We start from the raw sequence: 17,964 nt of genomic DNA, 5'->3' as shown, positions 1-17,964 counted from the left end.
ACTCGCATATCATGGGGATAATTAGCAAATATCTAAAAAGGCCGTGCCTCCATGTCCAGTAAATTGCCCTCACCGCCGGCCAGCACTCCTGCCGGTGCCGCTGCTGCCAACCCCGCGACGCCGCTGAACCCGGCCGATATCGCGCGCGAAGCGTTTCGCCGCCTGGCCACGCGCCGCATCGCACCGACGCCGAACGCCTACCGCGACATCTACAATGAAATCGCCGGCATCAGCGAACCGGCTGACATCGCCGCCCCCGCCGCCGTGCTGGCCGCCAGCACACCGCCCGACAATGGGGCCGAAAACGTACTGAGCCAGTTTGCCACCAGGATGAGCGAATCGGGCGGCGAACTGGGCGACTTTGGCCGGCGGTTCCAGCGCGCCCTGAAAGCGCGCGACTGGGACAGCTATGCGCGCACGCTGGCGCAGCTGTCGGAAAGGCAGGCCAGGAAAGGCGGCGGCATCGAGCTGCCGCCGCTGCCGGACGGCGAACAGACGCGCACCCTGCGCGAATTGCTGAGCCGCACCCTGGGCTTTGCCGTGGCCACCTTGCTGACCGGCACGCCGGCGCTGGTGGAGGAAGCCGAATCGCTGGGCGCGGCCATCAAGCAGGCGCACACGGAAGACGCGCTGAACGAAGCGGCGGTGCGCCTGAAGCAGCTGTGCTACCAGATCGAGCTGAAAAGCGGCGACACGGCCGAGCAGCAGGAGTTGCTGCTGCGCCTGTTCAAGCTGCTGCTGGACAATGTCAGCCAGCTGCTCGACGACGACAGCTGGCTGCGCGGCCAGGTCGATGCCGTGCAGAACCTGATCGCCGGTCCGCTCGACCAGCGTGCGCTGGAAGACGCCACGCGCAGCCTGAAGGAAGTCATCTACAAGCAAAGCCAGCTCAAGCACAGCCTGTCGGACGTCAAGCTGACCGTCAAGAACATGATGATGACCTTTATCGACCGCCTGAGCCAGGTGGCGGCCAGCACCGGCGACTTCCATGAAAAGATCGGCGGCTATTCCGACAAGATCAGCCAGGCGGAAAATATCACCGACCTGAACAAGGTGCTCGACGACGTGCTGCACGAAACCCGGCTGGTGCAGACCGAGGCGCTGCGCGCGCGCGACAAGATGGTGCTGGCGCGCCAGGAAGTGCTCGATGCGGAACAGCGCATCCACACGCTGGAGGCCAAGCTCCAGCATATGAGCGAGCTGGTGCGCGAAGACCAGCTGACGGGCAGCCTGAACCGGCGCGGCCTGGACGATGTGTTCGAACGCGAAACGGCGCGCTCGGACCGGCGCGGCACGCCGCTGTGCATCGCCATGCTGGACCTGGACGACTTCAAGCGCCTGAACGACACCTATGGCCACCTGGCCGGCGATGCGGCGCTGAAACACCTTGTCAAGATCGTCAAGGACACCTTGCGTTCGATGGACGTGATCGCCCGCTTCGGCGGCGAGGAATTTTTGATCCTGCTGCCCGAAACCACGGTCGAAGCGGCGTCCTCGACCATGACACGGCTGCAGCGCGAGCTGACCCGCCACTTCTTCCTGCATGATAATGAAAAAGTGCTGATCACCTTTTCCGCCGGCGTGGCCTTGCGCCAGCCCAACGAGGACCAGGCCGAACTGGTCAAACGCGCCGACCGCGCCATGTACCAGGCCAAGCAGACGGGCAAGAACCGCGTCGTGGTGGCGGACTGAACAGGTCACCGCACCCAGCTGCCACCCTACCCGCCCTCCGGCGGGCTTTTTTTGCCTTCCACACCCGAAAACCGCTTTCGCAACGCCGGAATCCGGCATTTTATTTTTTTTATTTTTGCCATAAAGTATCAAAAAACACTGCCGTATAGGGGCGGCGATGAAGTGCCTTCATAGGGGAAACCGCGAAAAAAGTTGCTTCTGGACCCTAAACTTTTCTGGCCAGCTTCCGTTAATCTTTACAACTACGGTTTGAGTGCTCCAGAGTGCGGGGGCAGACCAAGGTAAGCAGGCACAGAGCCAAAACCCAGTTAATCGGGAGCTTCAAAATGGCCGCAGTTATCAATACCAATATCGCATCGCTCAATTCGCAACGCAATCTGGGCGCATCCCAAGCCGCACTGTCCACCTCCCTGCAACGCCTGTCGTCCGGTCTGCGCATCAACAGCGCGAAAGACGACGCCGCAGGGCTGGCGATTTCCGAGCGTTTCACCTCGCAAATCCGCGGTCTCGACCAAGCCCGCCGCAACGCCAACGATGGCGTATCGCTGCTGCAAACGGCGGAAGGTTCCCTGCAATCGACGGGCAACATCCTGCAACGGGTACGTGAGCTGTCGGTCCAGTCGGCGAACGCCACCAACTCGGCCGGCGACCGCAAGGCCATCCAGCAAGAGGTAGGGCAACTGCTGTCGGAAGCCGACCGCATTTCGCAAACCTCGGAATTCAACGGCCTGAAGCTGCTGGACGGCTCGTTCGGTACCGCAACGTTCCAGGTCGGCGCCAACGCCGGCCAGACCATCCAGGCCACCACCGCCAATTTCCGCACCAATAACTACGGCAACAATGAAGTGGCCACCACGGCGCCGGCCACCACCACCGCCGGCACCGCCTACACCGCTGGCTCGTTCGACATTCAGGGCCTGCAATCGGCGACCATCACCGTCAAGTCGGGCGACAGCGCGCAAGCGCTGGCAACGAGCGTCAACGGCGCCTCCGAAAAAACCGGCGTCACGGCCACGGCAAAAACCGAACAGTCGGCCAAATTTGTTGCTGGCGGCGTGTATGCGCTGGGCCTGACGTCGGACAACAGCACGGCCGCCAACGTGACCTTTACCGTCGGCAACCCTCTGAACGCCGCAGCCCTGGCATCGTCCGTCAGCGCCTTTAACGATGTGTCGGCATCGACCGGTGTAAGCGCCAAGCTGAACAGCACCAACGATGGCCTGATCCTGACCAATACCGCCGGCAACAATGTCACGCTGAAAAACAACAGCACCGCCGCCGCCTCCACCGTCGTGGCAGCGTCCATCAATGCCGCCGGCACGGTCGGTACGACAGCCACCGTGGGCACTGGCGAAACGGCCACGACCATGGGCTATGTGTCGATGAATTCGGACAAGGGTTTTTCAATCGGTAATGTCACCAGCACCAATGCCGTCACGGCCGTGGGCGCCACGCTCAATTCCGTGTCGGGCATCGATGTATCGACCACCAAGGGCGCCAGCGATGCCCTGAAGATTCTCGATTCCGCACTGGCCGCCGTCAACAACCAGCGCGCCTCCTTCGGCGCCTTGCAGTCACGCTTTGAAACCGCCGTCACCAACCTGGAATCGACGTCGGAAAACCTGTCGGCTTCGCGTAGCCGCATCCAGGATACCGATTTTGCGGCGGAAACGGCCAAGCTGACGCGCGGCCAGATCCTGCAACAGGCCGGCACGGCCATGCTGGCCCAGGCCAACTCGCTGCCGAACGGCGTGCTGTCGCTGCTGCGCGGTAACTAACCCCGTTCCACGGCGCCGCGCCGGCGCCTGGAACAACCATGCCATCCCCGGCCGGAATCATCCGTGCCGGGGATTTTTTTGGCTATGTCACCATCAAATGTGGGAACGTCCCCAAAGTGGCCCTGAGCAAGCTTTCGGGCGACAATATTCTCTTCGCGTCGAGTATCCAGCGCCAGCCCAGGTAGTTGGGCAAGTAGCGCGTGGCCACGCCATGAAACGCACGTAGCCAGCCGCGCAGCCGGCTGTGATAGGCGTTGACGTTCTGCACATGCACCGTGCCGCGCACGCGGATGCCAGCGCGCAGGTTGACCGCTGCATGTTCGATGCCGATTTCCCTGGCAAAAGCGGGATAGGCCGGATGGCCATCGCTCACCAGCAGGATGTCGCGGTCGATCACCGGCGGCAGGCAGGCGTGCAGTATGGCCTTGGTCAGCTGGCCCATGCCGGCGACGAAATCGACGGTTTGGCCGGTACGGTCGCGCGCCACCAGCACGCACACCTGCTCGTTGGAGATGCCACGCTGGCTGGCGCGGCCACCGCGCTGGCGCGCCGGCCGCGTCATGTGTCTTGAACCTTTTTGCGACTCCAGCAGATACATGTCGTCGGCCTCGGTGATGCCGTGCAGACAGCGTGGCCGGTCGGTCTTGGCCAGCGCCAGGAAGCGGTGGCGCCAGCGAAAGCTGGTGTTGCGATGGATGCTTACCTGGCTGGCGACCTTGCGTACCGAAAACGAGTTGAGCAGGCAATCGGCATAGGCCAGCCAGCGTTCCTTGTGGTGCAGGTGCGCCAGCGGCGTGCCGCTCAAGGCGTTGAAGGTTTTGCGGCAGGGTACGCAGCGATAGCGTTGCAAGCCGTGGGCCTGGCCATGCCGGTGGAAGTGTGTGGATAGACATGCCGGACAATGCAGTTGCGCCTGCGCTGTCTGCTCGATCAGGACGACGGCCGCATTCTGTGGCGCGCTGGTGCGCAACAAGTCGCCGCTGGCAAGGCGCTGGCGATGCGACAGTTGCGGGAATTGCCTGGCGAAGGCCTGCCACTGGGCGGTGTCCATGATCGGCTCCTTGAAAGGCAATACCTGATCAGTTTAGAGCGCAGAAATTTCACGGCGTTCCCACCGTTTTCGCTGACATAGCCATTTTTTTGATAAGAAAATAATAAAAAATATTTCTTTCATTTAATTATTTTCACCCTAAAGTTTATTGAAATTGTGTCGTTTAAACGCCCTCAAGCACGGCAACTTGAGAGTGAGAAACAAAAATATAGCGACTTTCTTTTCCTAAACTTTCCACAGAGCATTCCGTTAATGAATATAACTGCGGTGTGAGTGTCCCGGAATGGAGGGGCAGACCAAGGTAACAGGCATCTAGCCAAAACATATAGCAAGGAGCTTCAAAATGGCCTCAGTAATCAATACCAATACCGCGTCACTGAATGCACAACGCAACCTGAGCACGTCGCAGTCCGCCCTGTCCACCTCATTGCAACGCCTGTCCTCGGGTTTGCGCATCAATAGCGCAAAAGACGATGCCGCGGGCCTGGCGATTTCCGAGCGTTTCACGTCGCAAATCCGCGGCCTCGATCAAGCCAAGCGCAATGCCAACGACGGCGTCTCGCTGCTGCAAACGGCCGAGGGTTCGCTGAAATCGACGGGCGACATTCTGCAACGTGTCCGCGAACTGTCGGTCCAGTCGTCGAACGCCACCAACTCGGCCGGCGACCGCAAGGCGATCCAGGCCGAGGTCGGCCAGCTGTTGTCGGAAGCCGACCGCATCTCGCAAACGTCGGAGTTCAACGGCCTGAAACTGCTCGACGGCTCGTTCGGCTCGGCATCGTTCCAGGTCGGCGCCAACGCCGGCCAGACCATCCAGGCCACGACCGCCAACTTCCGTACCAATAACTACGGCAACAACCAGTCGTCGGCCTCGGCACCAGCAACGGTCAGTACTTCGACAGCGACCGCTTACTCGACCGGCACATTCGACATCCAGGGTCTGAAAACGGCTTCGGTCTCGGTGACAACCGCTGACACGGCGCAAACCCTGGCGGCCACCATCAACGGCAAGACCGCCGACACGGGCGTGACGGCAACGGCCAAAACCGAAGAAGCAGTCAAGTTTACGGCCAGCGGCGTCTATGCGCTGGCGGTCACCTCCGACAACAGCACCGCCTCGAACGTCACCTTCACGGTGGGCGCAAATAACGCATCGGGCCTGGCATCGGCAGTGAGCGCCTTCAACGATGTGTCGTCCACCACCGGCGTGACGGCCAAGCTGAACGACGCCAAGGACGGCCTGGTGCTGACCAATGTTGCCGGCAACAACATTTCGCTGAAAAACAATAGCGCAACGTCGACCTTCACCGCTGCAGCGATCGCCGCCGATGGCACCTCCAGCGCTGCCGCCACGGTCGCCACCGCCGGTACGGCGGTGTCGATGGGCTATATTTCGATGAACTCCGACAAGGGCTTCTCGATCGGCAATGATACGGGCGCAGGCAAGAGTGGTGTCGTCGCCGGTGCCGCCACCCTGAACGCGGTGTCCAGCATCGACGTGTCGACTGTCGATGGTTCGAACAAAGCGCTGAAGATTCTCGATTCCGCGCTGGCCAATGTCAACAGCCAGCGCGCTTCCTTCGGCGCCTTGCAGTCGCGTTTTGAAACGGCCGTCAGCAACCTGGAATCGACTTCGGAAAACCTGTCGGCTTCCCGTAGCCGCATCCAGGATACCGACTTCGCGGCGGAAACGGCCAAGCTGACACGCGGCCAGATCCTGCAACAGGCTGGTACCGCCATGCTGGCCCAGGCCAACTCGCTGCCGAACGGCGTGCTGTCGCTGCTGCGCGGTTAATCGCCGCCCCGTAGCACCGTCTTAGCCCTCCCCGGCCGATCCAGATATCGCATCTTGATCCGCCGGGGAATTTCCGTTAAAGGACACCATCATGGATATCCAGGCAACAAACGGCCTGCCGGCAACGGCGCCACAGCGCACCGCGGTCACGCCCGGCAGTAGCAGCACCGCCGCCAAACCGGCGGCGGCCAGCGCGCCGGACAGCAAGGCCAGCGGCAAGGAAGACGCACAGTCCGAGTTGAAAGAGGTCAAGCAGGTCGTCAGCGAGATCAACAAGGTGATGCAGTTCATGTCGCGCCAGCTGGAGTTTTCGGTCGACACCGACAGCGAGCGCACCATCGTCAAGGTGATCGACCAGCAAACGCGCGAGGTGATCCGCCAGATGCCGACCAAGGAAGCGCTGGAAATCGGCAAGGCGCTGGAAAAAGCCCAGGGTTTGCTGATCAAGCAGACGGCATGACACCGGCCCTGTGCCACCGTTTGGCGGCATAGGGCAAACAGCTGGCCAAACACCCCTCTAAAGTCTCGATGGAATATGCCGTTAACCAGGTATATTCATGCATTCCCATAGGAGGTTATTGTGGCTGTTGCCCCCCTTAGTACTGGTGGCGTTCTGAACGTAAATGACCTGGTCAGTCAGTTGATGACCGTGGAAAGCCGCCCCTTTGTTGCCATGCAGAACAAAGAGAAGGAAATTACCTCCCAAATCTCCGCCTTTGGCACGCTGAGCGGCGCGGTCGGCGCCTTCCAGGGCACGGTCACCGCGCTGGCCGATGCCTCAAAATACAAGGTGGCCAACGCCACCACCTCGGACGACAAGGTGCTCACTGCCAGCGCCGGCAAAGATACCGTCAAGGGCAATTACAGCGTCAACGTGGGCCAGCTGGCGCAGGCGCAGACCATTTCCGCTGCTGGCCAGGCCAGCACCAGCGCCCTGATTGGTTCGGGCGCCAGCACCGTGCTGACGTTCGACTTCGGCAGCGTCAAGGGTGGCACCCTGACCGACGGCAAATATACGGGTTCCACCTTCGACCTCGATCCGGCTCGCGCGGCGCGCACCGTCACCATCGACAGCAGCAATAATTCCCTGCAAGGCATCCGCGACGCCATCAACAAGGCCGGCATCGGCGTGACCGCCAGCATCATCTCCGACGGCAGCGACAAGCCGAACCGCCTGGTGCTGACCTCGGACAAGAGCGGCGAATCGTCAAGCATGCGCGTGTCCGTGGCCGGCGACCAGGACATCAGCAACTTGCTGGCCTATGCGCCGAATGGCGCGCAGAACATGACGCAAAGTAATGCTGGCCAAAATGCCAAGCTGACCGTCAATGGCGTGGCCATTACCAGCCAGACCAACAATGTCGATAACGCCGTGCCCGGCGTGACGATGACGGTGCTCAAGATTGGCGTCAGCAATGTCGGCGTCAACATGGACACGTCCGGCATCAAGTCGGCGCTGACCAATTTCGTCAAGGCCTACAACGAACTCAATACCACCATCAACGGCCTGACGGCCGTCACGCCCGACCTGAAAAAGGGTGCGGCGCGCAGCGGCGGTCCACTGATCGGCGATTCGACCACCAACAGCCTGCAGGCCAGCTTGCGCAAGCTGTTTGGCACCAGCGTGCCTGGCCTGGACAGCACCGTGACGAGCCTGAGCCAATTGGGCGTCGCTTTTCAGAAAGACGGCACCCTGAAGCTCGATACCGGCAAGCTGCAAACGGCGATCGACAAGAATTCGGACGACGTCATCAAGCTGCTGGCCACTTCCGGTTCGACCACCGACAGCCTGGTCAGTTTTGTCAGTTCGACCAGCAATTCGAGCGTCGGCACCAAGGGCATCTCGATTTCCAGGCTGGCCACGCAAGGCACGCTGGTGGGCAGCACGGCGGCCAACCTGACCATCACCGCCGGCGTCAACGACAACCTGTCGCTGACCATCAATGGTGTCAGCACCAAGGCGACCCTGGTGCCAGGCAGCTATACGGCCGACAGCCTGGTGAGCCACCTGCAGTCCCTGATCAATGGCGCCTCGGGCGTCACCGACACCACGGCCGGCGTCAAGGTAACGCAGCAAAACGGGGTGCTGAGCATTGTTTCGAACAAATATGGTTCCTCGTCGAAGCTGGAAATTACCGGCAGCGGCGCCAACGACCTGTTCGGCACGCCCACCATGACCACCGGAGAAGACGTGGCCGGCACCATCGACGGCGCGGTGGCCGTCGGCAGCGGCCAGACCCTCACAGGTTCGGCCGGCTCCGGCAGCGCCGGCATTGCCGTGCTGATCAATGGCGGGCAGCTCGGCGACCGCGGCACGGTGAATATTTCCAAGGGCATCAGCGCCTTGTTTGCTACTATCACCGATAATTACCTCGGCACGGCAGGCCTGATCCAGAACAAGAGTAACGGTTTGAACAAGAGCATCGCCGATATCACCAAGCAACGCGATGCGCTCAATACCCGGCTGACCCTGACCGAGGCGCGGCTGCGCAGGCAATACAGTTCGCTCGACGTGACGCTCAGTAATATGAACAGCACCAGCAATTTCTTGACTCAGCAACTCTCGAAGCTGTCCTAGAGTTAACGCATCTTTACCAGAGGAAAACGAATGTTTGGATCATCAAACAAGGGCGCACAATCCTACGCCAAGGTCGGACTGGAAACGGGGATCGGCGCCGCCTCGCCGCACAAGCTGATCGCCATGCTCTACGACGGCGCGCTGGTGGCCGTGCTGAGCGCGCAGATGCACATGAAAGCCGGCAATATCCCGGAAAAAGGCAAATCCATTTCGCGCGCCATGCAGCTGATCGACCATGGCCTGCGCGCCAGCCTGGACAAGAATGCCGGTGGCGAGATCGCCGAAAACCTCGATGCGCTGTATGAATACATGGGTGCGCGCCTGCTGACGGCCAACCTGAAGAACGACCTGGCCATCCTCGAGGAAGTGCAGCGCCTGCTGACCGACCTGCGCGACACCTGGAACGCCATCGGCACCCCAGGCGGCATCAACCTGGCCAACGGCGATGCGCCGGTGGCCCGCATGTCCAACTACGCGAGCGCCTGAGATGATGACCAATCAGCAGGTCCTCGCCACCTACGAAGCAATGCGGGCGCTGACGGCGCGCATGCTGGTAGCCGCCAGCAACGCCGAATGGGATGAACTTGAAATCCTGGAACGGCAGATCAGCGACCATGCACAGCGCCTGAAGAACAATGAAGACCAGGTCGTGCTGGAAAGCGCCGGGCGCTTGCGCAAGGTGGTGCTGATCAAACAGATGCTGGAAGACGACCGCAAGATCCGCGACCTGACCATGCCGTGGATGGCGCAATTGTCCAGGCTGATCAACAGCACCACCACCGAACGGCGCCTGGCCAACGCCTATAGCGTTTAAGAACCGGGTCCGGCGCCATGCTGCCCAATAATATCGGCATGGCGCCGGTCGCGCCGGTCAAGAGTACCCGGCCGGCCGATACGGCCGCCGAGCCACGCCAGGCCGAATTCCAGCGTTCGCTGCAGGGCATGGTCGGCAAATCGATGCCCGGCCAGGTAATGGCGCGCATGACCGACGGCAGTTATCTGGTGCGCGTGGCCGGCACCCCGGCCCGCATGCAGCTGCCGGCCGGCGCACAGCTGGGCGCCGAAGTCCCGCTGCTGCTGGTCGGCATCAATCCCCGCCCCTCGTTCCAGATCGGCGCCGGCCAGGATCCGCGTGGCGGCGGCGCCATGCTGACCTATGCCGACGCGCAAGCCGAGCCCGAGGCAACGTCGGCGCAAGGCGCCCAGGCCGGCATGCGCGCCGGTAGCGCGCAAGCGGCGCTGCTGGGCCGCGCACCGTTGACACCGTCCAATTTGCTGCCCTCGCTGAACGCCGACACGCCAGCCCCCGAGCTGAGCAGTACCGCGCGCGCCATCAGCACCGTGCTGAGCCAGGCCGAAAGCGTGCCTGGCGCGCCGCTGTCGCTGGTCGGCAAGACCAGCCTGATGGCCACGCCAGGCACCAATCCGTCGCAAGTGGCGCAAAACCTGCGCGACGCCGTCGGCAGCAGCGGCCTGTTCTATGAGTCGCATGTGGCCGAATGGGCCGACGGCAAGCGTCCGCTGGCCTCCTTGCTGCTCGAGCCGCAAATGCAGAAGACCCTGCAAGGCGAAGTGATGAAGAACGGTACCGACCTGGCGCAAGCGCAGCTGATCAACCTGCAGTTGCACACGCATGAACAGTCCAGGGTGCAATGGCAGGGCGAAGCGTGGCCCGGACAAAAAATGCAGTGGGATATCACCAAAGACGCGCCGGAAGGCGGCCAGCACGCCGGCCAGGACGAAGACGCCACCGCCTGGCGCAGCAGCGTGCGCTTCCAGTTTCCGCTGCTGGGCGACCTGTCGGCGCAGGTGGTATTGCAAGCAGGCAAAGTCCAGATCCAGATGCAGGCCGGCAGCGACGCGAGCGCCGAAACCTTGCGCCAGCATGCGGCGCAGCTGGAAGCATCGATGGCAGCGGCCGGCTGGCCGCTGTCGTCGCTGACCATTGCCGGCAAGGCCGTTGGTGACGACCATGCTGGATGACGGCAGGCGCAGGATGCCGCAAACGGCGGTGGCGCTGGCCTACCAGAGCGGCGAGGCGGCGCCCAAGGTGGTGGCCAAGGGCAGCGGCCTGATCGCCGACAAGATCATCAGCACGGCGCGCGAACATGGCGTGTTCGTACATGAATCAAAGGAGCTGGTGGCGCTGTTGATGGATATCGACCTGGACAGCCAGATTCCACCAGGCCTGTATCGGGCGATTGCGGAACTGCTGGCCTGGTTATATCATATTGAATCTGCGAAAGGCGGACCGCTCCCGCCACCGCCCGATACCCTCGCAGCCCTTCCCAACGATACATAGAACCGACAGGCATCAATGCAAGCACATATTATGGATTCCGGCCTCGAAAACTGGCATGACTTTGAAGTGGAATCACGGCGGGAAATCGTCGCCCTGCTACGCAGCATCGGCGAAAAAAACCAGTTGATCCGCATGCAGGTGCACGGTGAATCCGAAGTCTGCGTCACCTCCATCCTCGAGATCGACGCCGAAGGCGGCATGGTCATTCTCGACCGCCCGGTCGACACCGGCCAGAGCCGGCGCATGGCGGCCGCCAGCGGCATCGCGTTCGAAACCTCGCTCGACAAGATCCGCATCATGTTTTCCAGCAATTCACTGGAAGAATGCATGCATGGCGGCACGCCGGCCCTGAAAATGGCCGTGCCCGACACGCTGATCCGCCTGCAGCGGCGCGAGTACTACCGCATGAACACGCCGGTCAGCAATCCCGTGCGCGCGACCATTCCCATGATCGGCGACGATGGCGCGGCCAATAACACACCGTTCCCGCTGGCCGACATCAGCTGCGGCGGTATCGCCATCATGGACAACAAGCTGGTGCTGGGCGACACCATCGGCAAGAACTACCCGGGCTGCCGCATCGACCTGCCCGAGATCGGTATCATCACCGTGACGTTGCAAATTCGCAACTCGCTCGACATGACCTTGCTGAACAACAAACTGAACCGCCGCCTCGGCTGCCAGTTCGTCGACCTGTCGCGCGGCACGCTGGCGCAGGTGCAGCGCTATATTACGCGCCTGGAGCGGGAGCGCAATGCGCGCATTGCAGGGTTGGGCTGAGTCCGGCCTTAGACTTGCATGTTCATGATCTCGTGGTAGGACGACACGAGCTTGTTGCGTACCTGCACCGTCGCCTGGAACTGGATGCCGGCCTTTTGCGAGGCCACCATCACGTCCGACAGGCTGACGCTGTCGTCGCCCATGGTAAAGCGCTTGCCCAGGTCGGCCGAGGTCTTTTGCGCGCCGGCCACCGAGTCGAGCGCACCCTTGAGCGCGTCGGCGAAATTGACCTTGGCGGCCGGCGCCTCGGTCTGGATCGCCGGCACCTTCGCTTCGGGCCGCGTGGCCGCCGCCTTCAGTTGCGAAATCATCGCCTCGATCCTGCTGCTGTCTATACCGCCCATACCACCTGTTTTCACGATGCCTCCCGATTCCTGTCTGTTGCCTCCAAGGCACAAAACCCTGGCCGGCAAGGCAGCGCCGGGTACAATTAGTGCTACCGTACGTTGCCAGTGTTCCACAATACCAGCAGGAAAGCCAGCCGCTCGGCCGAGCAGGCGGCAAAACCACCTTCTATTTGGACGATCAAAGCGCATGACAGGAGCGGATAATTGCTCTTATCGCTCCTCGTTTCGCAGGCGGCGGCCCCCAACCACCTCACAATACCACCGCCCCGGAAGGCAATCATGGCTGTAGCGGAAGAGATCGAACTGAACCAACCCCCACCGGCGCCCGCTCCCGCGCGCACGCCGGTCGAATCCGTGCAGGCGTTTGCCAAGACTCCGATGGGCAAGAATTTCCTGCGCGGCCTGGGTGTGGCAGCGCTGATCGCCATCGGCGTGGCGCTCTACATGTGGAACCAGCCGCCCGAATACAAAGTCCTGTTTTCCAATTTTACCGACCGTGACGGCGGCGCGATTACCGCCTCGCTGGACCAGTTGGGCATCAAGCACAAGTTTTCCGAAGGCGGCGGCGCCATCCTGGTGCCCACCGAGCAGGTTCACGATGCGCGCCTGAAACTGGCCGCGCAAGGCTTGCCGAAAGGCGGCAACGTGGGTTTTGAGTTGATGGAAAACCAGAAACTGGGCGTGTCGCAGTTCCTGGAACAGGTCAATTTCCAGCGCGCGCTCGAAGGCGAGCTGGCCAAGTCGATCGAATCGGTGTCGGCGGTCGACACGGCGCGCGTCCACCTGGCGCTGCCGAAACCGTCGGTGTTCGTGCGCGAGCAGCAAAAACCGACCGCCTCGGTACTGCTCAACCTGCACCCGGGCCGCGGCCTGGACCAGCTGCAAGTGAGCGCCATCGTGCACCTGGTGGCGTCCAGCGTGCCGGAATTGCTGCCAATTAACGTGACCGTGGTCGACCAGGCGGGCAGCCTGCTGTCGAACCAGGAACGCGACAAGGACCGCGCCAACGGCATCAAGAGCCTGGACCCGAACCAGCTCAAATACGTGCAGCAATTGCAGCAAAGCGTGATCAAGCAGGTCGAATCGATCCTGCTGCCGATCGTCGGCGAAGGCAATGTGCGCGCCGAAGCGACGGCCGACGTGGATTTTTCGCAAAGCGAACAGGCGGCCGAGACCTACAAGCCGAACTCGCCGCCGGAAGCGTCGACCATCCGCAGCCAGCAGACGAGCGAGTCGACCGGCGCCGGCAACGCCAATCCGTCCGGCGTGCCGGGCGCGCTGTCGAACCAGCCGCCGGGCGTGGCGACCGCGCCGCTGACGGCCGAAGCGCCGGGCGCACCGGGCGCCGGGGCGCCGGCCTTGCCGTCGCAAAAGGAAGCGACCACCAATTATGAAGTCGACAAGACCGTGCGCTACGAGCAGAAGTCGATGGGCGGCCTGCGCCGCCTGTCGGTGGCGGTGGTAGTCAACTACCGGCGCAATATCGCCGCCGACGGCAAGGTGACGGTGACGCCGATCTCCCCGGCTGAAATGGTGCAGATCAACAACCTCGTCAAGGAGGCGATGGGCTACAACAAGGAGCGCGGCGACAGCTTCAGCGTGGCCAATTCGCCGTTCAATGGCATCGACCGCGCGCCCGAAGGCAAGCTCGAATGGTGGCGCGACCCGGCCAACCTGCCGCTGGCGAAAGAACTGGCAAAATTCCTGATCACGGCCCTGATCCTGTTGTATATCTTCATCAAGATCGTGCGCCCGATGCTGCGCCCGGTGATGCGCAAGATCGACGACTTCGGCGCACCGCCGCCGGTGATCGAGCCGGAACTGCCAAAGACCGACGAAGAAAACGAAGTCCTGCTCAGCGAAGCGCAGCTGGAAGAACTGGAAGAAGACACGGCGCGCGGCTACCGTGACAACCTGGCGATGGCCAGGAAGCTGGCGCAGGAAGACCCACGCGTGGTGGCCAACGTAATCAAGGCATGGATAGGCAATAATGACTGAAACGACCGGACTGCAAAAAGCGGCCATCCTGATGCTGGCCCTGGGCGAGAGCGAAGCGGCCGAAGTGATGAAATTTCTCGGCCCGCGCGAAGTGCTGAAACTGGGCGCGGCCATGGCCACCATGAAGGGCATCGCCCACGAACAGGTGGTCGAAGTGCTCGACGATTTCCGCGAGCAGACCGAGCTCAATTCCACCGTCGGCCTCGATTCGGACGAGTATATCCGCCAGGTGCTGACCAAGGCGCTGGGCGACGACAAGGCATCCGTGTTGCTGTCGCGCATATTGGGCGGCAAGGATGCGTCCGGCATCGAATCGCTGAAATGGATGGATTCGCAGTCGGTGTCCGAGCTGATCCGCAACGAACACCCGCAGATCATCGCCACCATCCTGGTCCATCTGGAGCGCGACCAGGCTTGCGAAATCCTCGGCCACTTCACCGACCGCCTGCGCAACGACGTGGTGCTGCGCATCGCCACCCTGGACGGGGTACAGCCGGCCGCGCTGCGCGAACTGAACGACGTGCTGACCAAACTGCTGTCGGGCAATGAAAACATCAAGAAATCGTCGCTGGGCGGCGTGCGCGCCGCGGCCGAGATCTTGAACTTCATGAGTGGCGAGCAGGAAGGCTCCGTGATGGACAATATCAAGAACTACGACAACGACATGGCGCAAAAGATCATGGACGAAATGTTCGTGTTCGACAACGTGATCGATATCGACGACCGCGGCATCCAGCTGCTGCTGCGCGAAGTACAGTCGGAAATGCTGATCATCGCCCTCAAGGGCGCCTCGCAGGAGCTGCGCGAGAAGATCTTCAAGAACATGTCGCAGCGCGCCGGCGAAATGATGCGCGAAGACCTGGAGTCGAAAGGGCCGGTGCGGCTATCGGAAGTGGAGTCGCAGCAGAAGCAGATCCTGCAGATCGTGCGCCGCCTGGCGGACGAGGGGCAGATCGTCCTGGGTGGAAAAGGCGAGGATTCGTTTGTCTAATTTTATTCCCAAAGAGAAACAAACTGCGTATCAACGCTGGGAAATGACCTCGTTCGGCGACGACCGCCCCAGCGTGCTGGCGGCGCGCAAGTTGCTCGAACCGGAGCCGGAACCGGAACCCGAGCCGTTTGACGACCTGCCGGAAGAAGAACTGGCGCCACCGCTGCAATACCCGACCCAGGAAGAAATCGACGCTATCCGCGAAGCGGCGCACGCCACCGGCTTCGAGGAAGGCCGCAGCAGCGGCTATGCCGAAGGCCATGCGGCCGGCCACGCCGATGGCCACGCGCAATCGTACGCCGAGGGCCAGCAAGCTTCCAGCGTCGAGCTGGCGCACCTGCAGACCATCGCCGTCGGCTTCGGCACGGCGCTGCAGCAGGCGGACGAACTGATCGCCAACGAGGTGATGGAACTGGCCTTGCAATTGGCCAAGGGCATGCTGAAAGCGGCCCTGCCCGTGCGCCCCGAACTGATGCTGCCGATGGTGCGCGACGCCATCGAATACCTGCCCGTGCTGCAACAGCCGGCCTTGCTGATGCTCAACCCCGAAGACGCGCAAGTGGTGCGCGACGGCATCGGCGAAGAACTCGGCAAAGGCGGCTGGCGCGTGATCGAAGATCCCTCCGTGGAGCGCGGCGGCTGCAAGATCGACACCGCCAGCAACCAGATCGATGCGCAGGCGTCGACCCGCTGGCAGCGCCTCACGCACGCCCTCGGCAAAGACCTGGACTGGCTGGCGCCGTGAGCGACAAGGACGACAAGCCCGTCAACTCCCATGCGGCGCGCTGGCGCGCCTACCTGAACGACTGCTCGGCCGTGGTCGGCTTTGTCGAGCCGATGCAGGTCTCGGGCCGGGTCACGCGCGTGGCCGGCCTGGTGATGGAAGCGGTCGGCCTGCGCCTGGCCGTCGGCGCCGCCTGCACCGTGCCACTGCCCAACGGCGGCCGGGTCGAGGCCGAAGTGGTCGGCTTCGAAGGCGACCGGCTGTTTTTGATGCCGCAAAGCGATGTCGAAGGCATCGTGCCGGGCACGCGCGTGTTTTCGGTCGAACCGGCGATACCGCGCCCGGGCAGCGTGGCGCATCCGCGCCGCCGTCCCAGCGACCGTGCGCGCCATTTGCCGGTCGGCGCGCAATTGCTGGGCCGCGTGCTGGACGGCGCCGGGCGTCCGCTCGACCAGCTGGGGCCGCTGCACACCACCGACAGCGCCCCCATCAATGTGCGCCCCGCCAATCCGCTGGGTCGCGCGCCCATTGTCTCGACCCTGGACGTGGGCGTGCGCTCGATCAACGCCATGCTGACGGTGGGCCGTGGCCAGCGCATGGGCCTGTTCGCCGGTTCCGGCGTCGGCAAGAGCGTATTGCTGGGCATGATGGCGAGATACACCGAGGCCGACGTGATCGTGGTCGGCCTGATCGGCGAACGGGGCCGCGAGGTAAAAGAGTTCATCGAGCAGATTCTCGGGCCGGAGGGCCTGGCCCGCTCGGTGGTGGTGGCCGCGCCGGCCGACACGCCGCCGCTGATGCGCCTGCAGGGCGCCGCCTATGCGACAGCGATTGCCGAGCACTTCCGCGACCAGGGACAAAACGTGCTGCTGATCATGGATTCGCTGACACGCTATGCGATGGCGCAGCGCGAGATCGCGCTGGCGATCGGCGAGCCGCCCGCCACCAAGGGCTATCCGCCGTCGGTGTTCGCCAAGCTGCCGGTGCTGGTGGAACGGGCCGGCAATGGCGAGGAAGGCGGCGGCTCGATCACCGCGTTCTATACCGTGCTGACCGAAGGCGACGACCAGCAGGACCCGATCGCCGACTCGGCGCGCGCGATTCTCGACGGCCACATCGTGCTCAACCGCCGCCTGGCCGAAGCGGGCCACTACCCGGCGATCGATATCGAACAATCGATTTCGCGCGCCGCCCATTCGATCACCAGCCATGAACACCAGCAAAAGGCGCGCAAGCTGAAGCAATTGTATTCACGCTACGAGCGCAGCCGCGACCTGATCAGCGTGGGCGCCTACGCCGCCGGCACCGACCCGGTGCTGGACCAGGCGATTGCCCTGCACGAGAAGATTGAAGCGTTTTTGCAACAGCAGATTACCGAGCGTGTCGGCATGGACGAGAGCTTGGGGCAACTTGCCGCTCTGTTCGAGTGATTGAAGCGTGTCTGCCAGGCATATAATTAATCATGGCATCTCCATCCCAACTTGCAACCCTGATCGACCTGGCCCAGCGCGAGACCGATGACTGTGCCAAGCGCCTGGGTGCGGCCCTGAAAGCGCTCGACGACTGCCAGCAAAAGCTGCAGATGCTGGCCGGCTACCGCGACGACTATGCGCAGCGCTTCGAAGCGAGCATGGCCAATGGCATCACGCCCATCGCCTACCGCAACTTCCAGGCCTTCATGCTCAAGTTGGACAGCGCCATCACGGGCCAGCAGCAGGTGGTCAACCATGCGCAGGCGCGCAGCGAACATGAAAAAGCCAGCTGGCAAACGGCCGAGCGCAAGCGCATGTCCTACACCACGCTGAACAACCGGGCGCAGGAACAGGCCCTGAAGCTGGAAAACAAGCGCGACCAGAAGGCCATGGACGAACACGCGGCACGGCAAGCTTACTACAAACGTTAATTTACGCTGGCAGCAGCGCCACAGG

General features: G+C 62.6%; 17 protein-coding genes. 15 read left to right on the top strand and 2 right to left on the bottom strand.

All coding sequences use genetic code 11. The annotated features are described in order from the left end of the window. Positions 1 to 51 precede the first annotated feature (51 nt). On the top strand, positions 52 to 1,692 hold the full coding sequence (locus ASR47_RS06100) for a GGDEF domain-containing protein (RefSeq protein ID WP_065306868.1): 1,641 nt from the start codon (positions 52 to 54) through the stop codon (positions 1,690 to 1,692). A 326-nt stretch (positions 1,693 to 2,018) separates the two neighbouring features. Next, a complete protein-coding gene (locus ASR47_RS06095; RefSeq protein WP_065306867.1) occupies positions 2,019 to 3,470 on the top strand; it encodes a flagellin N-terminal helical domain-containing protein in 1,452 nt (483 codons plus the stop codon). Between the two features lie 82 nt (positions 3,471 to 3,552). Here the strand turns inward: ASR47_RS06095 and ASR47_RS06090 are convergent, their stop codons facing one another. Continuing rightward, positions 3,553 to 4,521: an IS1595 family transposase gene (locus ASR47_RS06090; RefSeq protein ID WP_065306866.1), complete on the bottom strand. Its 969-nt coding sequence runs from the start codon at positions 4,519 to 4,521 to the stop codon at positions 3,553 to 3,555. Positions 4,522 to 4,864: 343 nt separating this feature from the next. Here ASR47_RS06090 and ASR47_RS06085 point away from each other — a divergent pair, with 343 nt between their 5' ends. From ASR47_RS06085 to ASR47_RS06050, 8 genes are all read left to right on the top strand, one after another. Continuing rightward, positions 4,865 to 6,316, top strand: coding sequence for a flagellin N-terminal helical domain-containing protein (locus tag ASR47_RS06085; protein ID WP_065306865.1), 1,452 nt, complete (start codon positions 4,865 to 4,867; stop codon positions 6,314 to 6,316). 91 nt (positions 6,317 to 6,407) lie between these two features. Continuing rightward, positions 6,408 to 6,776, top strand: a complete 369-nt coding sequence (locus ASR47_RS06080) for a flagellar protein FlaG (protein ID WP_065306864.1) — start codon at positions 6,408 to 6,410, stop codon at positions 6,774 to 6,776. A gap of 120 nt (positions 6,777 to 6,896) precedes the next feature. Further along, entirely contained in the window at positions 6,897 to 8,894 is a 1,998-nt protein-coding gene (gene fliD, locus ASR47_RS06075) for a flagellar filament capping protein FliD (RefSeq protein WP_281218421.1), read from the top strand. A gap of 30 nt (positions 8,895 to 8,924) precedes the next feature. Beyond that, a complete protein-coding gene (gene fliS, locus ASR47_RS06070) occupies positions 8,925 to 9,380 on the top strand; it encodes a flagellar export chaperone FliS (protein WP_065306862.1) in 456 nt (151 codons plus the stop codon). 1 nt (position 9,381) lies between these two features. Then, positions 9,382 to 9,708: a flagellar protein FliT gene (locus ASR47_RS06065; RefSeq protein WP_065306861.1), complete on the top strand. Its 327-nt coding sequence runs from the start codon at positions 9,382 to 9,384 to the stop codon at positions 9,706 to 9,708. A gap of 17 nt (positions 9,709 to 9,725) precedes the next feature. Beyond that, positions 9,726 to 10,877 (top strand): flagellar hook-length control protein FliK, encoded by a 1,152-nt coding sequence (gene fliK / locus ASR47_RS06060; RefSeq protein ID WP_065306860.1) that lies wholly within the window; start codon positions 9,726 to 9,728, stop codon positions 10,875 to 10,877. Next, positions 10,867 to 11,196, top strand: a complete 330-nt coding sequence (locus ASR47_RS06055) for an EscU/YscU/HrcU family type III secretion system export apparatus switch protein (RefSeq protein ID WP_065306859.1) — start codon at positions 10,867 to 10,869, stop codon at positions 11,194 to 11,196. Before fliK ends, ASR47_RS06055 begins: the two co-directional genes overlap by 11 nt. A 30-nt stretch (positions 11,197 to 11,226) precedes the next feature. Further along, the gene (locus tag ASR47_RS06050) at positions 11,227 to 11,976 is read left to right on the top strand and encodes a flagellar brake protein (protein ID WP_150127702.1); all 750 of its coding nucleotides are present in this window, start codon (positions 11,227 to 11,229) and stop codon (positions 11,974 to 11,976) included. Positions 11,977 to 11,984: 8 nt separating this feature from the next. Here ASR47_RS06050 and fliE read toward each other — a convergent pair whose 3' ends face one another. Beyond that, entirely contained in the window at positions 11,985 to 12,287 is a 303-nt protein-coding gene (gene fliE, locus ASR47_RS06045; protein WP_245714270.1) for a flagellar hook-basal body complex protein FliE, read from the bottom strand. Positions 12,288 to 12,602: 315 nt separating this feature from the next. On the opposite strand from fliE, the gene fliF reads away from it, so the two are divergent. From fliF to fliJ, 5 genes are all read left to right on the top strand, one after another. Continuing rightward, complete coding sequence (fliF, locus tag ASR47_RS06040; protein WP_065306856.1) at positions 12,603 to 14,321, top strand: flagellar basal-body MS-ring/collar protein FliF; 1,719 nt, start codon at positions 12,603 to 12,605, stop codon at positions 14,319 to 14,321. Next, positions 14,314 to 15,312, top strand: a complete 999-nt coding sequence (gene fliG / locus ASR47_RS06035) for a flagellar motor switch protein FliG (protein WP_065306855.1) — start codon at positions 14,314 to 14,316, stop codon at positions 15,310 to 15,312. Before fliF ends, fliG begins: the two co-directional genes overlap by 8 nt. A gap of 43 nt (positions 15,313 to 15,355) precedes the next feature. Continuing rightward, a complete protein-coding gene (locus ASR47_RS06030) occupies positions 15,356 to 16,057 on the top strand; it encodes a flagellar assembly protein FliH (RefSeq protein WP_065306854.1) in 702 nt (233 codons plus the stop codon). A gap of 92 nt (positions 16,058 to 16,149) precedes the next feature. Next, positions 16,150 to 17,466 carry a flagellar protein export ATPase FliI gene (gene fliI / locus ASR47_RS06025; RefSeq protein ID WP_245714273.1) on the top strand — a complete coding sequence of 439 codons (1,317 nt, stop codon included), beginning with the start codon at positions 16,150 to 16,152 and terminating at the stop codon, positions 17,464 to 17,466. Positions 17,467 to 17,498: 32 nt separating this feature from the next. Continuing rightward, positions 17,499 to 17,939 (top strand): flagellar export protein FliJ, encoded by a 441-nt coding sequence (gene fliJ / locus ASR47_RS06020; RefSeq protein WP_065306852.1) that lies wholly within the window; start codon positions 17,499 to 17,501, stop codon positions 17,937 to 17,939. Positions 17,940 to 17,964 lie beyond the last annotated feature (25 nt).

It is taken from the genome of Janthinobacterium psychrotolerans, from assembly GCF_001677885.1.
GTDB lineage: Bacteria > Pseudomonadota > Gammaproteobacteria > Burkholderiales > Burkholderiaceae_D > Janthinobacterium > Janthinobacterium psychrotolerans.
This window is presented reverse-complemented; position numbering and strand designations above follow the sequence as displayed.

Coding starts and splice junctions, on each gene's coding strand:
- ASR47_RS06090 (WP_065306866.1), bottom strand. CDS start 4,521: ATGGACACCGCCCAGTGGCAGGCCTTCGCCAGGCAATTCCCGCAACTG.
- ASR47_RS06050 (WP_150127702.1), top strand. CDS start 11,227: ATGGATTCCGGCCTCGAAAACTGGCATGACTTTGAAGTGGAATCACGG.
- ASR47_RS06085 (WP_065306865.1), top strand. CDS start 4,865: ATGGCCTCAGTAATCAATACCAATACCGCGTCACTGAATGCACAACGC.
- fliE (WP_245714270.1), bottom strand. CDS start 12,287: ATGATTTCGCAACTGAAGGCGGCGGCCACGCGGCCCGAAGCGAAGGTG.
- ASR47_RS06100 (WP_065306868.1), top strand. CDS start 52: ATGTCCAGTAAATTGCCCTCACCGCCGGCCAGCACTCCTGCCGGTGCC.
- ASR47_RS06030 (WP_065306854.1), top strand. CDS start 15,356: ATGACCTCGTTCGGCGACGACCGCCCCAGCGTGCTGGCGGCGCGCAAG.
- ASR47_RS06065 (WP_065306861.1), top strand. CDS start 9,382: ATGATGACCAATCAGCAGGTCCTCGCCACCTACGAAGCAATGCGGGCG.
- fliI (WP_245714273.1), top strand. CDS start 16,150: ATGCAGGTCTCGGGCCGGGTCACGCGCGTGGCCGGCCTGGTGATGGAA.
- fliG (WP_065306855.1), top strand. CDS start 14,314: ATGACTGAAACGACCGGACTGCAAAAAGCGGCCATCCTGATGCTGGCC.
- ASR47_RS06055 (WP_065306859.1), top strand. CDS start 10,867: ATGCTGGATGACGGCAGGCGCAGGATGCCGCAAACGGCGGTGGCGCTG.
- fliK (WP_065306860.1), top strand. CDS start 9,726: ATGCTGCCCAATAATATCGGCATGGCGCCGGTCGCGCCGGTCAAGAGT.
- fliJ (WP_065306852.1), top strand. CDS start 17,499: ATGGCATCTCCATCCCAACTTGCAACCCTGATCGACCTGGCCCAGCGC.
- fliS (WP_065306862.1), top strand. CDS start 8,925: ATGTTTGGATCATCAAACAAGGGCGCACAATCCTACGCCAAGGTCGGA.
- ASR47_RS06095 (WP_065306867.1), top strand. CDS start 2,019: ATGGCCGCAGTTATCAATACCAATATCGCATCGCTCAATTCGCAACGC.
- fliF (WP_065306856.1), top strand. CDS start 12,603: ATGGCTGTAGCGGAAGAGATCGAACTGAACCAACCCCCACCGGCGCCC.
- ASR47_RS06080 (WP_065306864.1), top strand. CDS start 6,408: ATGGATATCCAGGCAACAAACGGCCTGCCGGCAACGGCGCCACAGCGC.